The following is a 15,781-nucleotide window of genomic DNA, read 5'->3' on the forward strand; positions in this document are numbered from 1 at the left end:
GTTCGGGGGTGCGAGAGGAGAACCCATGTCGCTCGACGTCTCACCGGCCCTACTCGAAGCGGCCGAGCGAGGCGAGGTCGACGAAGCTGACTTCGTCGACTGCGTCCGGACCTCCCTGCCTTACGCGTGGGAGATGATCAGCTCCCTGGTGGCCCAGCTGAAGGTGGACGGCGGCCAGTTCGCCGACAACCAGACGCCCCCGCCGGACGAGCAGGCACGCGGTCAGCTGCTGCGTGCGCTGGCGAGTGACGCCATACGCGGCGCGCTTCAGCGGCACTTCGGTGTGCGGCTCGCCTTCCAGAACTGCCACCGGGTGGCGGTGTTCCCGCTGGACGCCTCGGTCGACGAGACGCTGGCCCGTTTCACCTCGGTGCGCAACCAGCTCCTCAACCAGTCCCCGGAACTGCGGGACTGCTGACGCCGTGAGTCGCCTGCTTGCCGCTCCGTGCGCGGGAGGTGCTTGGAGTACAGGGGCGGCAAGCCTCCCATGGCGCGTTCACGGTCAGCCGAGGTGGGGCAGTACCTCGGCGCCGAGCCGTCGCAGGTTCTCCTCCGTGGCCGCCAGATCACCCGAGCCCTCCGTGAGGAGGGCGAAGCGGGAGATGCCGGTCCGCTCGGAGGTCGCCGCGAGCCGGTCGGCGCACAGCCGCGGGGTGCCCACCGGGTGCAGCCCGCAGAGCAGTTCGGTGTACTCCAGGGGATCACGCATCCCGCGGGTCCGGCCGTCCACGGTGACATGGGCGTCCAGCCCCTGTTTCAGCCAGCCCGGCATCGCCTTCAGCAGCGTCTCCACCGCGTCCGTGCGCCGGTCCGCGATCTGGCAGACGCCCGCCGAGACATGGGCGGCACCCCGGACCTCCTCGCCCGGCCGGCCCGCCGCCCGCGCGCACCGCTGCCACAGGGCGACCATCTCGGCCTTCTCCTCGTCCCCGATGTGCATCCCCAGCAGCATCGGCAGCCCGCGCTCGGCGGCCAGCCGCACGCTCGCCGGAGAGGTGCAGGCGACGACGACCTCGGGACCCGGGACCTGGACCAGCGCCTCCGACGGGCGCGGCACGACGGGGACCTCGCGGAAGGCGAACCGTTCTCCCGAGGCCGACACCGAGGGCTCACGCAGCCAGCGCACCAGCAGGTCCAGCGACTCCGGGAACCCGCTCTCGTACGCCTCCAGTCCCATGCCGAACACTTCCAGGTCCACCCACGGGCCGCCGCGCCCGACGCCGAGCGAGAACCGCCCGCCGCTCGTCATGTGCAGCAGCGCCGCCTGCTCGCCGAGCGCGACCGGGTGGACCGTGGGCAGCACGCTGACCGCCGTACCCACCCGCAGACGGCGGGTGCGGCCCAGCAGCAGCGCGGCCAGGGTGATCGCCGACGGACACGTCCCGTACGGGACGAAGTGGTGCTCGCCCAGCCAGACCGCGTCCAGCCCGGCCTCCTCGGCGACCTCCGCGGACCGGACCGCCCGGTGCAGCGCCTCGCCTTGGCCCTGCCCGGGGAACTGGGCCGCCAGCACGAAACTTCCTACGCGCATTGCTCTTTCCTGCTTCCTCGGCTCCGACACGGAGCTCCCCCACCCGGCATAACCGGGCGACACGTGCCGAGGACACGGCTTGGCGGAGAGATTTGCGGATTGTCTGCGGAATGGGTCGTCCGGGAAGGGGACTTGTGGTGGTTGGTTCTCCTTACCCGGCCGTAGTGGCGCCGCGTAGGCTGGAGAAGGTCCCTGTCTTCCCTACGGCTTCGTGAGGTGTCCCGTGTCCCCCCGCCGCAACCGACCCAAGGATGGGAGAGGCGCCGCCTCGTCCGGCCGGAGCGCCGAGGACGACACCGCGGGCCGCTACGGCGGCTGGCAGTCCACCGAGAGCTGGCACGGCGAGGATTTCAGCGTGCGCCATGTCGCGGGCTCCAGCACCGATGGCAAGACGTACCGCTGCCCCGGCTGCGACCAGGTGATCCCCTCCGGCGTCCCGCACGTGGTGGCCTGGCCGCAGCACGCGGGCGTGGACGACCGCCGGCACTGGCACAAGGCGTGCTGGAACGCCAAGGACCGCCGCACCACGCGGGTGCAGCGGTCCCGTAACGCGCCACGGTTCTAGTGTCGTGCCGGGCGTCGCGAGCCGGTGAACCTTTCCGGTCTCAGCACCAGCCGCGGTTCCAGTCGCTCAGACGTCCCGGCTCCGCAGCAGGGCCCAGGCGCCGGCGAACGCGGCGGCCGTCGCGCCCAGCAGGATCCACAGCGGGTCCCAGCCGGTCGGGCCGGAATCGGTGAGGGAGTTGGAGTAGAAGACGCTCAGCTGGTTCGGGATCGAGTACTCGAACAGGAACTGGCGCACCCTCTCCAGCGAGCGCGTGAACATGAACAGGGCGATCACCAGCGGGGCGAGCACGACACCGATCATGATCGTGATGGCGCCCGCCGAGTGCCGCAGCACCGAGCCGATGACGAGCGAGAACAGCCCGAGCAGGGCCATGTAGAGGCTGACGCCCACGGTGGCCTTGAACCACTCCGGTCCGGTGGGCTGCCGGGCGCCGGTGCCGTCGAGCATGGCCGTCTGCGCGAGGCCGACCACGCCGGTGGAGACCAGGGTCACCGCGAACGCGACCAGGAAGAACACCACCGCCTTGGCCGTGAGCACCCGTCCACGGCTCGGGCACGCCGTCATCGTGGTCCGGATCATGCCGGTGCCGTACTCCGAGGCCGTGGTCAGCACGCCGAGCGTGATGATGCAGATGCTGCCGAGCAGCAGCCCGAAGAAGCCCAGCGACAGCATGTTCTCGTCGCCGTGCATCTCCCCTGCGGAGTCGGCGATGATCAGGCCGATCAGCAGCCCGATCCCGACCACGAGCAGGACGAACACCCCGAGCGTCCACATCGTGGAGCGCACCGACTTGATCTTCGTCCACTCCGAGGCGAGGGCGTGCCCGAGGTGCGTACGGACGACGGGGATCGGCGAGGTGTAGCCGGGCTGGGGGGAACCGGCCGCCGCCTCCCAGGCGGGCGGCGCGGCCTGCGGCACAGGAGTCTGCGGCGTGCTCATCGGGCGTCCTCGGGCTTGGTGGAGTCGGCGGCGGGCGCGGCGCCCGGCGCGGAGGGCTGCGCGGGCGCGGCGGCGGGCGCGGCCCCTCCGTGCGGCGCTCCGGCGGACTGGGCGGGCACCTGAGGGGCCTGCGGCGCGCTCTGCGCGTACGGGTTGGGGACGCCCGCGTTCGGGGCGCCGTAGGGGCCGGGGTGGCCCGCGCCCGGAGCGGCGTACGGGTTCGGCTGCGCGCCGGGGACGCCCTGCGGGCCCGCGAACGGCTGTCCGCCCGGCTGGGGCGGTGGCGGCGCGTACCAGCCGGGCTGGCCCTGGCCGGGAACCGGTACGGACGGCTGGGCGCCGGGCGGCAGAGGCTGCATCAGCCCGGCCTTCTGGTCGATGGTGGAGCGGTAGTCGACGGCCCCCTGGGTCATCCGCATGTACGCCTCCTCCAGCGAGGCCTGGTGCGGCGACAGCTCCCACAGGCGTACGTCCGCCTCGTGCGCGAGGTCGCTGATGCGCGGCAGCGGCAGCCCGGTCACGCGCAGCGCGCCGTCCTGCTCGGGCAGCACGTGCCCGCCCGCCTCGGTCAGCGCGGACGTCAGCTTCTCCCGCTGCTGCGGCTCGGTGTCGGGCGTGCGGACCCGCGCGAAGTCCGCGGAGTTCGCGGAGATGAAGTCCGTCACACTCATGTCGGCGAGCAGCTGCCCGCGCCCGATGACGATCAGATGGTCGGCGGTCAGTGCCATCTCGCTCATCAGATGACTGGAGACGAACACGGTCCGTCCCTCCGCCGCGAGCGACTTCATCAGATTGCGCACCCAGAGGATGCCCTCGGGGTCGAGACCGTTCACCGGCTCGTCGAACAGCAGCACCTGCGGGTCGCCCAGCAGCGCGGCGGCGATGCCCAGCCGCTGGCCCATGCCGAGGGAGAAGCCCTTGGAGCGCCTCCTCGCCACGTCCTGGAGGCCGACGACCCCGAGCACCTCGTCGACGCGGCGGGCCGGGATGCCGGACAGCTGCGCCAGGGACAGCAGGTGGTTGCGCGCGGACCGGCCGCCGTGCACCGCCTTCGCGTCCAGCAGGGCGCCGACCTGGCGGGGCGCGTTCGGCAGCGTGCGGTACGGATGGCCGCCGATCGTCACCGATCCCGCGGTGGGGTTGTCCAGCCCCAGGATCATCCGCATCGTCGTCGACTTGCCCGAGCCGTTCGGACCGAGGAAGCCGGTGACGGCACCTGGACGTACCTGGAAGGAGAGGTTGTGCACGGCGGTCTTGTCGCCATAGCGCTTGGTCAGGCCGACTGCCTCGATCATGCTCCGCACCCATCGAACGGTTCAGGTAAGCGGGGCGCACGCCCCCCGTAAGGGTTAGGAGGATATCCGGGCGCTGACGGTTCCGCCCAAAAGAAAGTAAAAGCCTGCCGTGCTCAGGCGTCCCGCTTCCGCAGCAGTACGTACCCTCCGGCGAGCGCCGCGATCACCCACAGCAGCATGATCCCGAGGCCGCCCCAGGGGCCGTAGGGGGTGTCGTCGCCGACTCGCGGAACCACCTGCATGATGCGGCCGCCGGCCTGGTCGGGCAGGAAGCGGCCGATCTTCTTCGTCGCCGAGACGTTGGCGAGGATGTTGGAGATCAGGAAGAAGAACGGCATCAGGATGCCCAGCGACAGCATCGGCGAGCGCAGCATCACGGTGACGCCCATCGAGAACATCGCGATGAGGGCCATGTAGAGGCCGCCGCCGACGACCGCGCGCAGCACGCCCGGCTCGCCGAGGGAGGTGCCGAGCGATCCGAGCATCGCCTGCCCGAGGAAGAACGAGGCGAAGCTGGTGACCATGCCCACCACGAGGGCCAGCCCGGTCGCCACCGCCACCTTGCTCGCCAGGAAGGCGCCGCGCTGCGGGACGGCGGCCAGCGAGGTGCGGATCATGCCGGTGCTGTACTCGTTGGACACCACCAGCACCGCGAACACGATCATCGCCAGCTGCCCGAGCCCCATGCCGGCGAAGCTGACGTAGGTCGGGTCGAAGGAGAACCGGTCCCGTTCGTCCATGCTGTCGAACGAGTGCTTCGACAGGGCCGAGATCAGCATGCCGAGGGCGATCGTGACGACCGCCGTCAGGGACAGCGTCCACACCGTGGACGCCACCGACCGGATCTTGGTCCACTCGGACCTGATGACCTGAGTCGCCGCCATCGCTCAGCCCTCCTTCTCGCTGTCGGCGCCCCACGGCTGGGCGGGCGCCCCTTCCGGCACGGCCTGGCCCGTGTGCGCGTGGTACTCCACCGTCCCGGCCGTCAGCCGCATGAACGCCTCCTCCAGCGACGACTGCTGACTGCTCAGTTCGTGCAGCACGATCTGGTGCTGTGCGGCCAGCTCACCGATGCGCTCGGCCTTGCCGCCCTCGACCTGAAGCACCCCGCCCTCGCCCGGCACGGCCGTGATCCCGGCCCCGTGCAGCACGTCGAGCAGACGTTCGTGCTGCGGGGTGCGGACCCGGACGTGGGAACGGGAGTTCCGCTCGATGAAGTCGGCCATGGAGGTGTCGGCGAGCAGCCGGCCCTGCCCGATGACGACGAGATGGTCGGCGGTCAGCGCCATCTCGCTCATCAGGTGCGAGGAGACGAACACCGTACGGCCCTGGGCGGCGAGGGACTTCATCAGGCCGCGGATCCAGTGGATGCCCTCGGGGTCGAGACCGTTGACCGGCTCGTCGAACATCAGGATCCGCGGGTCGCCGAGCAGCGCGCCGGCGATGCCGAGCCGCTGGCTCATGCCGAGCGAGAAGCCCTTCGCCTTCTTCCGCGCCACCGGGGTCAGACCGACGGTGTCCAGGACCTCGTTCACCCGGTGGGTGGGGATCCCGTTGCTCTGGGCGAGGCACAGCAGGTGGTGGTAGGCGCTGCGCCCGCCGTGCATGGCCTTGGCGTCCAGCAGCGCGCCGATGTACGTCAGCGGGTCCCTGAGCTCGTGGTAGTGCCGGCCGTCGATGCGGACGTACCCGGAGGTGGGCCGGTCGAGGCCGAGGATCATCCGCATCGTCGTGGACTTCCCGGCCCCGTTGGGCCCGAGGAACCCGGTGACGGTGCCCGGCCGGACGGTGAAGCTGAGGCCGTCGACCGCCAGCTTCTCTCCGTACCGCTTGGTCAACCCCTCCAGTTCGATCATGCGGGACACGCTAGAACGCCGCGAAGCTCTCCGCCACCCCTGGGGCAGAGAGCTTCGCGGTCAGCGGCGGATGTCAGCCGCGGTCAGGCCCGGTGAACGTGAATCAGCGGGACTGCTGGGCCGGAACGCCGCGGGAGATCGGCTCGTCCTCGGTCGGCGCGCCCGCGGCGGCCACCGCGGCACCGGTGAGGGTCGCCAGCATCTCGCGCACGTTCGTCAGCTGGGCGTTGATGGAGTCGCGGCGGTTGGTGAGCGCAGCGAGCTCGCGCTCGGATTCCGAACGGATACGGTCCGCCTTGGCGTTGGCGTCGGCCACGATGTCCTCGGCCTGGCGCTGGGCCGTCTCCACCGTCTGGCGGGCGCGGCGCTCGGCGTCGGTGCGCAGCTTCTCCGCCTCCAGGCGCAGCTGCTCGGCGCGGTGCTCGATCTCCGCCAGCCGCTTCTCGGCCTTGGCCTGACGGGAGGCCAGGTCGCGCTCGGACTGCTCGCGCCGCTTGGCGAGGTTCGTCTCGAAGTCGGCGGCGGCCTGCGCGGCCTTGGCGCGGGTCTCCTCGAAGAGGGCGTCCGCCTCCTCCCGCTTGGACTGCGCGTCCTTCTGCGCGTCGGCGCGCAGCTGGGAGGCCTCGCCCTTGGCCTTCTCGACGATCCGGACGCCCTCGTCCTCGGCCTTGGCCTTGCGGTCCGAGGCGAAGGACTCGGCGTCGTTGCGGACCTGCTGGGCCGCCGACTCCGCGAGTTCGCGGTGCTGTTCGGCCGCGCGCCGGGCCTCCTCACGCAGGTCCTTGGCCTCCTCCTCGGCGAGGCGGAGGATCTTCTCGACCCGCGCGCCGAGGCCCGCGTAGGACGGCTCGGCGTCGCCGACCTGGGCCTGCGCGTTCTGCGTCTCGAGGTGGAGCTCCTCGATGCGCTTCTCCAGGGCGGTGATGCGGGCGAGAGCACTGTCACGGTCGGAGACGAGCTTGGAGATACGTTCGTCCACCTGAGCGCGGTCGTACCCACGCCGCACAAGCTCGAAGCCGTAGGGGGAAGTGTCGCTCATGGGGTTCCTGTCCGAATGAGACCGGTGAGGTGATAGGTGGAATCCTAGGGGCCGAAGCGGTGTGTCATCGAGCGGATACGTGTTTGATCTGGAGAATGACACCTCTTTTGAGTGGCTGACCGTTCCAAGGCTTGCCAAAGAACCGGTCAAAGCACCCAGAAGGCCGGAATCCGCCTACAGGCTAGCTGTCTGACGACTTGCCACCCGACCGGGGTGCCCCCACCGTCGCGCCGGCCTTCACCGCGCCGTCCTTCCCGGACGGCGCCTCGAACGATTCCAGCGCCTCCAGCACGTCCTGGACCCGGGAGATCTCGGCGTTGATGTCCTCACGCCGGCGCACCAGGATCTCCAGCTCGCGCTTGCCCTCCTCGACCGTGCGCCGGGCCTCGCGGACCGCCTCGGCCTTGAGCTCCTCGGCCTCCTTCACGAGCGTGGCCTTCTTCTGCTCGGCCTCCTTCAGCAGCCCCTCGGCCTTCTTCACCGCGGCGATCCGCACCTTGCCCGCCTCGGAGTTGGCCTCCGAGACGATCTCCTTCGCCTTGGTCTGCGCCTTGGCCAGCTGCTCCTCGGCCGCCTTGATGAGCGCGTCGCAGCGGTCGCCGGCCGACTTCATCGTCTCGGCCGCCTCGCGGCGGGCCCGCTCGTGCAGCTCCTCGATCTCGGTCGTCAGGCGCTCGCGCAGCTCCTCCGCGCGCTCCCGGATCTGGGTGGCGTCCCGACGGGCGCCGACGAGCAGCTCGTCCGCGTCCGTACGGGCCTTCTCCACCGTGGTGTTGCCCTCGACCTTCGCCTCGGACAGGATCCGGTCGGCCTCCTTGCGGGCCGCGCCCACCATCGTGTCGGCCTGGGACTCGGCGTCCGCCTTCGTCTTGACCGCGCTCGCCTGCGCCTCGGTGAGCAGCTTGTCGGCCTCGGCGGTGGTCTCGGTGATGAGCGTGTCGACCTGCTCGGCCGCCTCCGAGCGCCGCTTGTTGGCCTCCCGGCGGGCCTCGTCCAGGGTCCGGTCGGCCTCCTCGCGGGCCGTGCCCACCAGCCGCTCGGCCTCCGCCCGCGCCTCGGACCCGACCCGCTCGGACTCGGCGCGGACCCGCTCGGCGTGTGCCTGCGCGGAGCCCACCGTCTCCGCGGCGTCGGCGCGCAGCCGCTCCGCGTCCCCGGTGGCGTCCGAGATCAGCTGCTCCGCCTTGGCGACGGACTCGGCGCGGACCCGGTCCGCCTCCGCGACCGTCTCCGTCTGGAGCCGGTCCGCCTCCGCGACCGTCTCCGTCTGGAGCCGCTCGGCCTCCGAACGTGCCTCGGAGATGAGCATGTCCGCCTGGGTGGCCGCCTCCGACCGGATGCGGTTGGCGTCCTCGCGGGCCTCCGCGCGGGTGCGGGAGGCGTCCTGCTCGGCCTGCGCGATGGTGTCGGAGGCCTCGGTGCGCACCCGCTGGGCGTGCTCGGAGACGTCCGCGCGGATCCGCTCCGCCTCCGCGATCGCCTCGGACACGGTCCGCTCGGCGAGCGCCTTGGCGGCCTCGGTCTCCTCCCGGGCCTCGCCGCGCAGCCGGCCCGCGTCCTCGCTCGCCCGCTCCCGCTCGGCGTAGGCGTCGGTGCGGACCCGGTCCGCCTCCTCCTCGGCCTCCCGACGGGTCCGCTCCGCCGCGTGCTCGGCGGCCGAGCGCAGCCCGGCGATCTCCTCCTGCGCCTGCTCGTGCAGCCCGGCGACGGAGTCCCGCACCTGCTGCGCGTGCTGCTCGGCGGCCGACACCATCTCGGTGGCGCGCCGGTCGGCCTCCTCCACCAGACGGGTGGCCTCGGCCTGCGCCTCCTCCACCCGCTTGCGGGCCGAGGCCAGCAGCTCCTCGCTCTGCTCGCGGGCCCGCTCGCGCTCCTGGTCGGCCTCGCCGCGCGCGGCACCGAGCAGTTCCTCGGCCTCGCGGCGGCGCCGGGCAGCCTCCTCCTGGGCGGCGGCCAGCGTCTCCGACGCCTCCGTGCCCAGCCGCTCCGCGGCGGCCTGCGCCTCCGCGCGCACCCGGTCCGCGGTGTCCTGCCCCTCCGTCTTGAGCCGCTCGGCCTCCGCCGCGGCCTCCGCCCGCAGCCGTACGGCGACGGCCTCGCCCTCGGCGCGGGAGGCGGACGCGTCGGCGGCGGCCTCGGTGCGCAGTCGCTCGGCCTCCGTCTCCGCCTGCTGCTGCAGCGTCCGGATGCGTTCGGCGGCCTCGGTGCGCAGCCGCTCGGCCTCCTCCGCCGCCTCACGGCGGATGCGGGAGGCCTCCTGGCGGGCGTCGGTCAGCGCCTTCTCGGCGTCGGCCAGCCGCTCCTCGGCCTCGGTGTGCAGCCGGGTGAGCTCCTCGGTGGCCTCCGCCTTCCGGGCGGCGACGGCCTGCTCGGTCTCCTCGCGCAGCTCGCGCGCGGCCCGCTCGGCGTCCGCCTGGACCGACTCGGCCTGCTCGGTGGCATCGGCGCGGTGCCGCTCGGCCTCCTCGCGGGTGCGCTCCAGGGTCTCCTCGGCCTGCCGGCGCAGCGTGGTGGCCCGCTCGATGGCCTCGGTGCGGACCTTCTCGCTGTCGCTCTGCGCGGTGCCGCGCAGCTCGTCGGCGTCGGCCTTCGCCTTGGCCAGCAGTTCCTCGGCGGACTTGGCCCCCTCCTCGATCTGCACCACGGCCTCGCGCCGGGCCTCGGAGCGGATCTTCTCGCCCTCGGCGACCGCGTCGGCCCGCAGCTGCTCGGCCTCGCCGCGCAGCCGGCGGGCCTCCTCCTGGAGCTCGACCGTCTTGGCGCGGTACTCCTTGGTGTCGTCCTTGGCGGCGCCCTTGAGCTGCTCGGCCAGGTCGTGCGCCTCGGAGCGCAGCCGGTCCGCCTCGGCCTCGGCCTCCTTGCGGATCCGCTCGGCCTCCTCGGCCGCCGCCTTCGTGGTCCCCTTGGCGTCCTCCGACGCCTTGTTCAGCACGTCCTCGGCGGTCTTCGCCGCCTTGGACAGCTGGGTCGCGCTCTCCTCGGCGGTGATCGTACGGGCCTTCTCGGAGGCCTCCGCGACGACCTTCTCCGCCTCGGCGCGGGCGTCCGCGACCAGCTGCTCGGCCTCGGACTTGGTGGCCTCGGCCTCCTTGGTGGCCTCCTGGACCAGCCGGGCGACCTGCTCCTTGGCGGTGCGCGTGCGCTGCTCGTTGGCCGACTCGGCGCCGGCGAGCGTCTTGGCCGCGGAATCCTTGGCCTCGGTGACCAGCTTCTCGGCCTCGGTCTGCGCCTTGCGCAGCGCGTCCTCGGCCTCGGCGATGCGCTGCTCGGCAGACCGGCTCAGCTCGGCGGCCTGGCGGCGGGCGGCGTCCGACTCGCTGACGGTGGCCGAGCGCAGCCGCTCGGCGTGGTCGGTGGCCTCCTGGGCCTGACTGGAGGCGGCGTTCAGCAGCCGCTCGGCGTCGGTGCGGGCCCGGCGCAGGGTCTGCTCGGCCTCCGCGCGGGCCGCCTCGGCGTCGCTCTGCAGGCGCTGCCGGGCCTCGGCGGCCAGCCGCTCGGCCTCCGCGCGGGCGGCCGACATGGCCTGCTCGGCCTCGGCGCGGGACTCGTCCAGCAGACGCCGGGCCTGCTGCTCGGTGCGGGCGCGCAGCTGCTCCGCCCACGCCACGTTCTCGTTGACGTGCGACTCGACGGTCTGCCGGCGCTCGGCGAGCTCCTGGTCGAGCTGCTGGCGCCGGTTGACCGCCTCGGCGTGCAGCTCGGCCTGAAGGCGAGCGGCCTGCTCCGCGTGCTCCTGGAGGATGCGCTGGGTCTGCGCCCTCGCCTGACTCAACTCGCGCTCGGCGTCGGCGCGGATCTGATCGGCCTGCACCTGCGCGTTGCGCAGCAACTGCTCGGCCTGGTAGCCGAGGTCGGCGCCGTCGTAGGCGGGCCGGGACATGATGGTGCGGCGCGCCTCGTGCAGCTTGGCGCGCAGCACCTCGACCTGGTAGCCGAGGTCCTCGGCGTGCTGGATCGCCTTCTCCCGCTCGGTCTTCAGCCGATCCATCTCGGCCTCGAACCGAGAGAGGTGGTCGACGTCAGCCGCCGGCTCTCGCTCCTGGCGTTCGTAGCCCCGCACTGCGCGGTCCCATCCGTCCCCTGGTCGCAAGCTTGTCCAAACGAGCTCCGTCCATCCGCCGGACGGGGCCCCCGGGAAATGGTGTCAGATCAACAGCGGAGCACGGGCTGCTGCCCCGCCGCTCGTCCCCCGAAACACGGACCCCGGCGGTCCTGTCGTTCTCGACGGCAGGACCGGGCCGTCCCCGCTCGGGGGACGACCGCCCCCAACCCTACCGGCCCTTATGTACGGGAGTCAGTGCTCAGCCGACTCAACAGCCGCCGAAGTGACCAGTTCTGTCAGGACACCGTGGCAATCCTTGGGGTGCAGGAAGGTGATCCGGGACCCCATCGAGCCGCGTCGCGGCTCGTCGTACAGAACGCGTACGCCCTTGTCGCGGACGGCGGCCGCGTCCGCGTCGACGTCCGCCGTGCCGAAGGCGATGTGGTGCACGCCCTCGCCGTTCTTGGCGAGCCACTTCGCGACGGTGGAGTCCTCGCGGGTCGGTTCGAGAAGCTGCAGGTAGGAAGCTCCTCCGTCGGAGGTGTCGTTGATCTTGAGCATGGCCTCGCGCACACCCTGCTCCTCGTTGACCTCGGTGTGGAACACCTCGAAGCCGTACGTGGTCCGGTAGAACTCGACGGTGGCGTCGAGGTCGTGGCAGGCGATCCCGATGTGGTCGATTCGCGTCAGCATGGAATCAGTGCATCGCCACCGGGGTGGTTACGCAACGTGCGCGCGATCACACCGACGGCCCGATGACGGGGCGGAGTACGCCTCAGTACATTCGAAGTAAACCCTCGTTCACTCCTCGGCTGTGCAGGCCGGTAAGGGGATCGCAGCTCATGTCTTCTGGAACTTCCGGTACGACCGGCTCGGTGATCGTCGCGGGCGCTCGGACGCCCATGGGGCGGCTGCTGGGCTCGCTGAAGTCCTTCTCCGGAGCCGACCTCGGCGGCTTCGCGATCAAGGCCGCCCTCGACCGCGCGGGGATCGGGGGCGACCAGGTGCAGTACGTGATCATGGGCCAGGTGCTGCAGGCCGGGGCGGGACAGATCCCGGCCCGCCAGGCCGCGGTCAAGGCCGGCATCCCGATGAGCGTCCCGGCGCTCACCATCAACAAGGTGTGCCTGTCCGGTCTGGACGCCATCGCGCTCGCCGACCAGTTGATCCGTGCGGGTGAGTTCGACGTGGTCGTGGCCGGCGGCCAGGAGTCCATGACCAACGCCCCGCACCTCCTGCCGAAGTCCCGCGAGGGCTACAAGTACGGCGCGGTGGAGGTGCTGGACGCGATGGCCCACGACGGCCTGACCGACTCCTTCGAGGGCATCGCCATGGGCGCGTCGACGGAGAAGCACAACACCCGCCTGGGCATCGGGCGCGAGGAGCAGGACGAGATCGCCGCCCTGTCCCACCAGCGGGCCGCCGCCGCGCAGAAGAACGGTGTCTTCGAGGCCGAGATCACCCCGGTGGAGATCCCGCAGCGCAAGGGCGACCCGGTCCTGTTCAGCAAGGACGAGGGCATCCGCGGCGACACCACGGCCGAGGGCCTGGCCAAGCTGCGCCCGGCCTTCGCCAAGGACGGCACGATCACCGCCGGCTCCTCCTCGCAGATCTCCGACGGCGCCGCGGCCGTGGTCGTGATGAGCAAGGCCAAGGCCGAGGAGCTGGGCCTTGAGTGGATCGCCGAGATCGGCGCCCACGGCAACGTCGCCGGCCCGGACAACTCCCTGCAGTCCCAGCCCTCCAACGCCATCCAGCACGCCCTGAAGAAGGAGGGGCTCGAGGTCTCCGACCTGGACCTCGTCGAGATCAACGAGGCGTTCGCCGCCGTGGCCGTGCAGTCAATGAAGGACCTCGGCGTGTCCACGGAAAAGGTGAACGTGAACGGCGGCGCCATCGCCCTGGGTCACCCGATCGGGATGTCCGGCGCCCGTCTCGTGCTGCACCTGGCGCTGGAGCTCAAGCGGCGCGGCGGCGGCGTCGGCGCGGCCGCGCTGTGCGGCGGCGGCGGTCAGGGCGACGCGCTGATCGTCCGGGTGCCGAAGGCCTGAGCCGGGTAACACCCGACCGACCTCATTCGTAGGACCTCTCGTACGCGGACCGCGTACGCGGATCATGTGAACGGAGCTGTGATGCAGGACGTCTCCTCTCTGGTGGCCCAGGCCAGGGAAGGCCGGCCGAGGGCCGTGGCCCGGCTGATCTCCTTGGTGGAGGGGGCGTCCCCGCAGTTGCGGGAGGTGATGCGGACGCTCGCGCCGCTGACCGGCAACGCCTACGTCGTCGGTCTGACCGGCTCCCCGGGCGTGGGCAAGTCGACGTCCACGTCCGCGCTGGTGACGGCGTACCGCAAGCAGGGCAAGCGGGTCGGTGTCCTGGCCGTCGACCCGTCCTCGCCCTTCTCCGGCGGCGCGCTGCTCGGTGACCGGGTGCGGATGTCGGAGCACGCCTCCGACCCGGGCGTCTACATCCGCTCCATGGCCACCCGCGGCCACCTGGGCGGACTCGCCTGGGCCGCCCCGCAGGCGATCCGCGTGCTGGACGCGGCGGGCTGCGACGTGATCCTGGTCGAGACGGTCGGCGTGGGCCAGTCGGAGGTGGAGATCGCCTCCCAGGCCGACACGTCCGTCGTCCTGCTGGCCCCGGGGATGGGCGACGGCATCCAGGCGGCCAAGGCCGGCATCCTGGAGATCGGCGACGTCTACGTCGTCAACAAGGCCGACCGGGACGGCGCGGACGCCACCGCCCGCGAGCTGAACCACATGCTGGGCCTCGGCGAGGCCCGCGGCCCCGGCGACTGGCGCCCGCCCATCGTCAAGACGGTCGCCGCGCGCTCCGAGGGCGTCGACGAGGTGATCGAGGCGCTGGAGAAGCACCGGGCCTGGATGGAGGAGGGGGGCGTCCTCGCGGAGCGCCGCCGCGCCCGCGCCGCCCACGAGGTGGAGACCATCGCGGTCACGGCCCTGCGCGAACGCATCGGCGACCTGCATGGCGACCGCCGGCTGAGCGCCCTCGCGGAGCGGATCACCGCCGGTGAGCTGGACCCGTACCAGGCGGCGGACGAACTGGTGGCGGGCCTGACCGAGGGCTGATCCCGGCCCGGTCGGGAAACCCTGTGGTCAATCACGGCGGATGTCGCTAACTTACCCGCATGTTCCTCCTCTTGGCATAGACCGCACACCCGCGCCGCGTCCCGGACCGACGACCGACCGTCGGCGGACGCGGCGCTCCGGTGTCCCGTCTTCATGCCTTCCTGTGAGGAACCACTCATGTCCGCGCCCACTTCGTCGCGCCCGCCCCTGCCCGCGCGGCCCTCGTACGCCGCCGTCCTGCGCGTCCCGCACGCGCGCCGCACCTTCACCGCCGCCCTGACGGCGCGCCTGTCCTACGGGATGGTGGGGCTCTCGGTGATGCTGTCCGTCACCCGGGCCACCGGGTCGTATGCCGTGTCCGGTGCCGTGATGTCCCTGTTCGGCGCCACGTCGGTCTTCCTGATGCCCCTGCGGGCGTCCCTGGTCGACCGGTACGGACCGCGCCGCGCCCTGTTCCCCATGGCGGCGTTCTACGGCGCTCTGCTGTGCGCCCTGGCCGTCCTGACCTGGGGTCCCGGCGCACCGGCGGCGGCCGTCGCCACGGCCGCCGCCCTCGCGGGCGCCTGTGCGCCCCCGCTGGGTCCCGCCATGCGCGCCCTGTGGTCCGAACTCGTCGCGGACCGGGCCCTCCTGCCGCGGGCCTACAGCCTGGACGGCGTCGCCGAGGAGTTGCTGTTCGTCTCCGGCCCGGTCCTCGTCGGCGTGCTGGTGGGCTTCGCGCCCCCGGCGTCCGGCCTCCTGCTCAGCGCGCTGCTGATCGTCGCCGGCACCTGCGCCTTCGTCACCTCGCCGGCGATGACCGGCCCCCGTCCGGCACCGCGGCGGGAGAAGTCCGGCAGCCGCCTCGCCGGGCTCCGCGGCCTCCTGCCGCCGGTCGCCGTGGCCATGGGTGTCGGCCTGGCGCTCAGTGGGGTGGAACTGCTGGTGATGGCGTTCGCCGCCGAGCGGTCGTACGACACGGCCCTGGTGCCGTGGGTCCTGGGTGCCCTCTCGGCAGGCAGCGCGGTGGGCGGCCTCGTCAACGGGGCGATCGACTGGCGTACACCCGCCCGTGTGCGTCTGACCTGGTTCGCGGCGGGTCTTGGTCCCGTGATCGCGGCGGCGGGCCTCGCGCCCGGCATGTGGACCCTGACGGCGGCCATGGCCTGCGCGGGCGCGTTCATCGCTCCGGCGCTGACCACGGCGTATCTGCTGGCCGACGAGACGGCGGCGGAAGGCTCTCGGACGCGGGCCGGAGCGTGGGTGAACGCGGCGGTGAACGCCGGCGGTTCGGGTGGAGCGCTGGTGACGGGACTGCTGATCGGCGCCCTGCCGCTCGGGGTGTGCTTCCTGCTGGCGGGCGGGGCGTCCGTGGCGGCGGCGCTGATCGCGGGACCGTGGCGGCGCCGGTAGGCGTGTTCCGCCCGCCCGGCGTCCGGGGTC

General features: G+C 72.3%; 13 protein-coding genes. 5 read left to right on the top strand and 8 right to left on the bottom strand.

The window, feature by feature from the left end:
* The first annotated feature begins 25 nt into the window (after positions 1 to 25).
* The gene (locus ACIQMV_RS06930) at positions 26 to 418 is read left to right on the top strand and encodes an SCO5389 family protein (protein ID WP_225075600.1); all 393 of its coding nucleotides are present in this window, start codon (positions 26 to 28) and stop codon (positions 416 to 418) included.
* 84 nt (positions 419 to 502) lie between these two features.
* Here ACIQMV_RS06930 and ACIQMV_RS06935 read toward each other — a convergent pair whose 3' ends face one another.
* A complete protein-coding gene (locus ACIQMV_RS06935) occupies positions 503 to 1,531 on the bottom strand; it encodes an LLM class flavin-dependent oxidoreductase (RefSeq protein WP_401780297.1) in 1,029 nt (342 codons plus the stop codon).
* Positions 1,532 to 1,754: 223 nt separating this feature from the next.
* On the opposite strand from ACIQMV_RS06935, the gene ACIQMV_RS06940 reads away from it, so the two are divergent.
* On the top strand, positions 1,755 to 2,096 hold the full coding sequence (locus tag ACIQMV_RS06940) for an ATP/GTP-binding protein (RefSeq protein WP_141358304.1): 342 nt from the start codon (positions 1,755 to 1,757) through the stop codon (positions 2,094 to 2,096).
* Positions 2,097 to 2,162: 66 nt separating this feature from the next.
* Here ACIQMV_RS06940 and ACIQMV_RS06945 read toward each other — a convergent pair whose 3' ends face one another.
* The 7 genes from ACIQMV_RS06945 to mce form a co-directional block, all read right to left on the bottom strand.
* Positions 2,163 to 3,038, bottom strand: coding sequence for an ABC transporter permease (locus ACIQMV_RS06945; RefSeq protein WP_401780294.1), 876 nt, complete (start codon positions 3,036 to 3,038; stop codon positions 2,163 to 2,165).
* The gene (locus ACIQMV_RS06950) at positions 3,035 to 4,333 is read right to left on the bottom strand and encodes an ATP-binding cassette domain-containing protein (protein ID WP_402591698.1); all 1,299 of its coding nucleotides are present in this window, start codon (positions 4,331 to 4,333) and stop codon (positions 3,035 to 3,037) included. Before ACIQMV_RS06950 ends, ACIQMV_RS06945 begins: the two co-directional genes overlap by 4 nt.
* 113 nt (positions 4,334 to 4,446) lie before the next feature.
* On the bottom strand, positions 4,447 to 5,217 hold the full coding sequence (locus ACIQMV_RS06955; protein ID WP_141358298.1) for an ABC transporter permease: 771 nt from the start codon (positions 5,215 to 5,217) through the stop codon (positions 4,447 to 4,449).
* Positions 5,218 to 5,220: 3 nt separating this feature from the next.
* Positions 5,221 to 6,189 (bottom strand): ABC transporter ATP-binding protein, encoded by a 969-nt coding sequence (locus ACIQMV_RS06960; RefSeq protein ID WP_172632838.1) that lies wholly within the window; start codon positions 6,187 to 6,189, stop codon positions 5,221 to 5,223.
* Between the two features lie 103 nt (positions 6,190 to 6,292).
* Entirely contained in the window at positions 6,293 to 7,228 is a 936-nt protein-coding gene (locus ACIQMV_RS06965) for a cellulose-binding protein (protein WP_141358294.1), read from the bottom strand.
* Between the two features lie 181 nt (positions 7,229 to 7,409).
* Positions 7,410 to 11,288 carry a polarized growth protein Scy gene (gene scy / locus ACIQMV_RS06970; protein WP_402591701.1) on the bottom strand — a complete coding sequence of 1,293 codons (3,879 nt, stop codon included), beginning with the start codon at positions 11,286 to 11,288 and terminating at the stop codon, positions 7,410 to 7,412.
* 234 nt (positions 11,289 to 11,522) lie between these two features.
* On the bottom strand, positions 11,523 to 11,963 hold the full coding sequence (gene mce / locus ACIQMV_RS06975; RefSeq protein ID WP_141358290.1) for a methylmalonyl-CoA epimerase: 441 nt from the start codon (positions 11,961 to 11,963) through the stop codon (positions 11,523 to 11,525).
* A gap of 149 nt (positions 11,964 to 12,112) precedes the next feature.
* On the opposite strand from mce, the gene ACIQMV_RS06980 reads away from it, so the two are divergent.
* From ACIQMV_RS06980 to ACIQMV_RS06990, 3 genes are all read left to right on the top strand, one after another.
* Positions 12,113 to 13,321 (top strand): acetyl-CoA C-acetyltransferase, encoded by a 1,209-nt coding sequence (locus ACIQMV_RS06980; RefSeq protein ID WP_141358288.1) that lies wholly within the window; start codon positions 12,113 to 12,115, stop codon positions 13,319 to 13,321.
* A gap of 81 nt (positions 13,322 to 13,402) precedes the next feature.
* Entirely contained in the window at positions 13,403 to 14,359 is a 957-nt protein-coding gene (gene meaB, locus ACIQMV_RS06985) for a methylmalonyl Co-A mutase-associated GTPase MeaB (RefSeq protein ID WP_141358286.1), read from the top strand.
* Between the two features lie 177 nt (positions 14,360 to 14,536).
* Positions 14,537 to 15,751, top strand: a complete 1,215-nt coding sequence (locus ACIQMV_RS06990) for an MFS transporter (protein WP_402591704.1) — start codon at positions 14,537 to 14,539, stop codon at positions 15,749 to 15,751.
* Positions 15,752 to 15,781: the final 30 nt, after the last annotated feature.

It is taken from the genome of Streptomyces sp. NPDC091412 (genome assembly GCF_044756885.1).
Classification (GTDB): Bacteria; Actinomycetota; Actinomycetes; order Streptomycetales; family Streptomycetaceae; genus Streptomyces.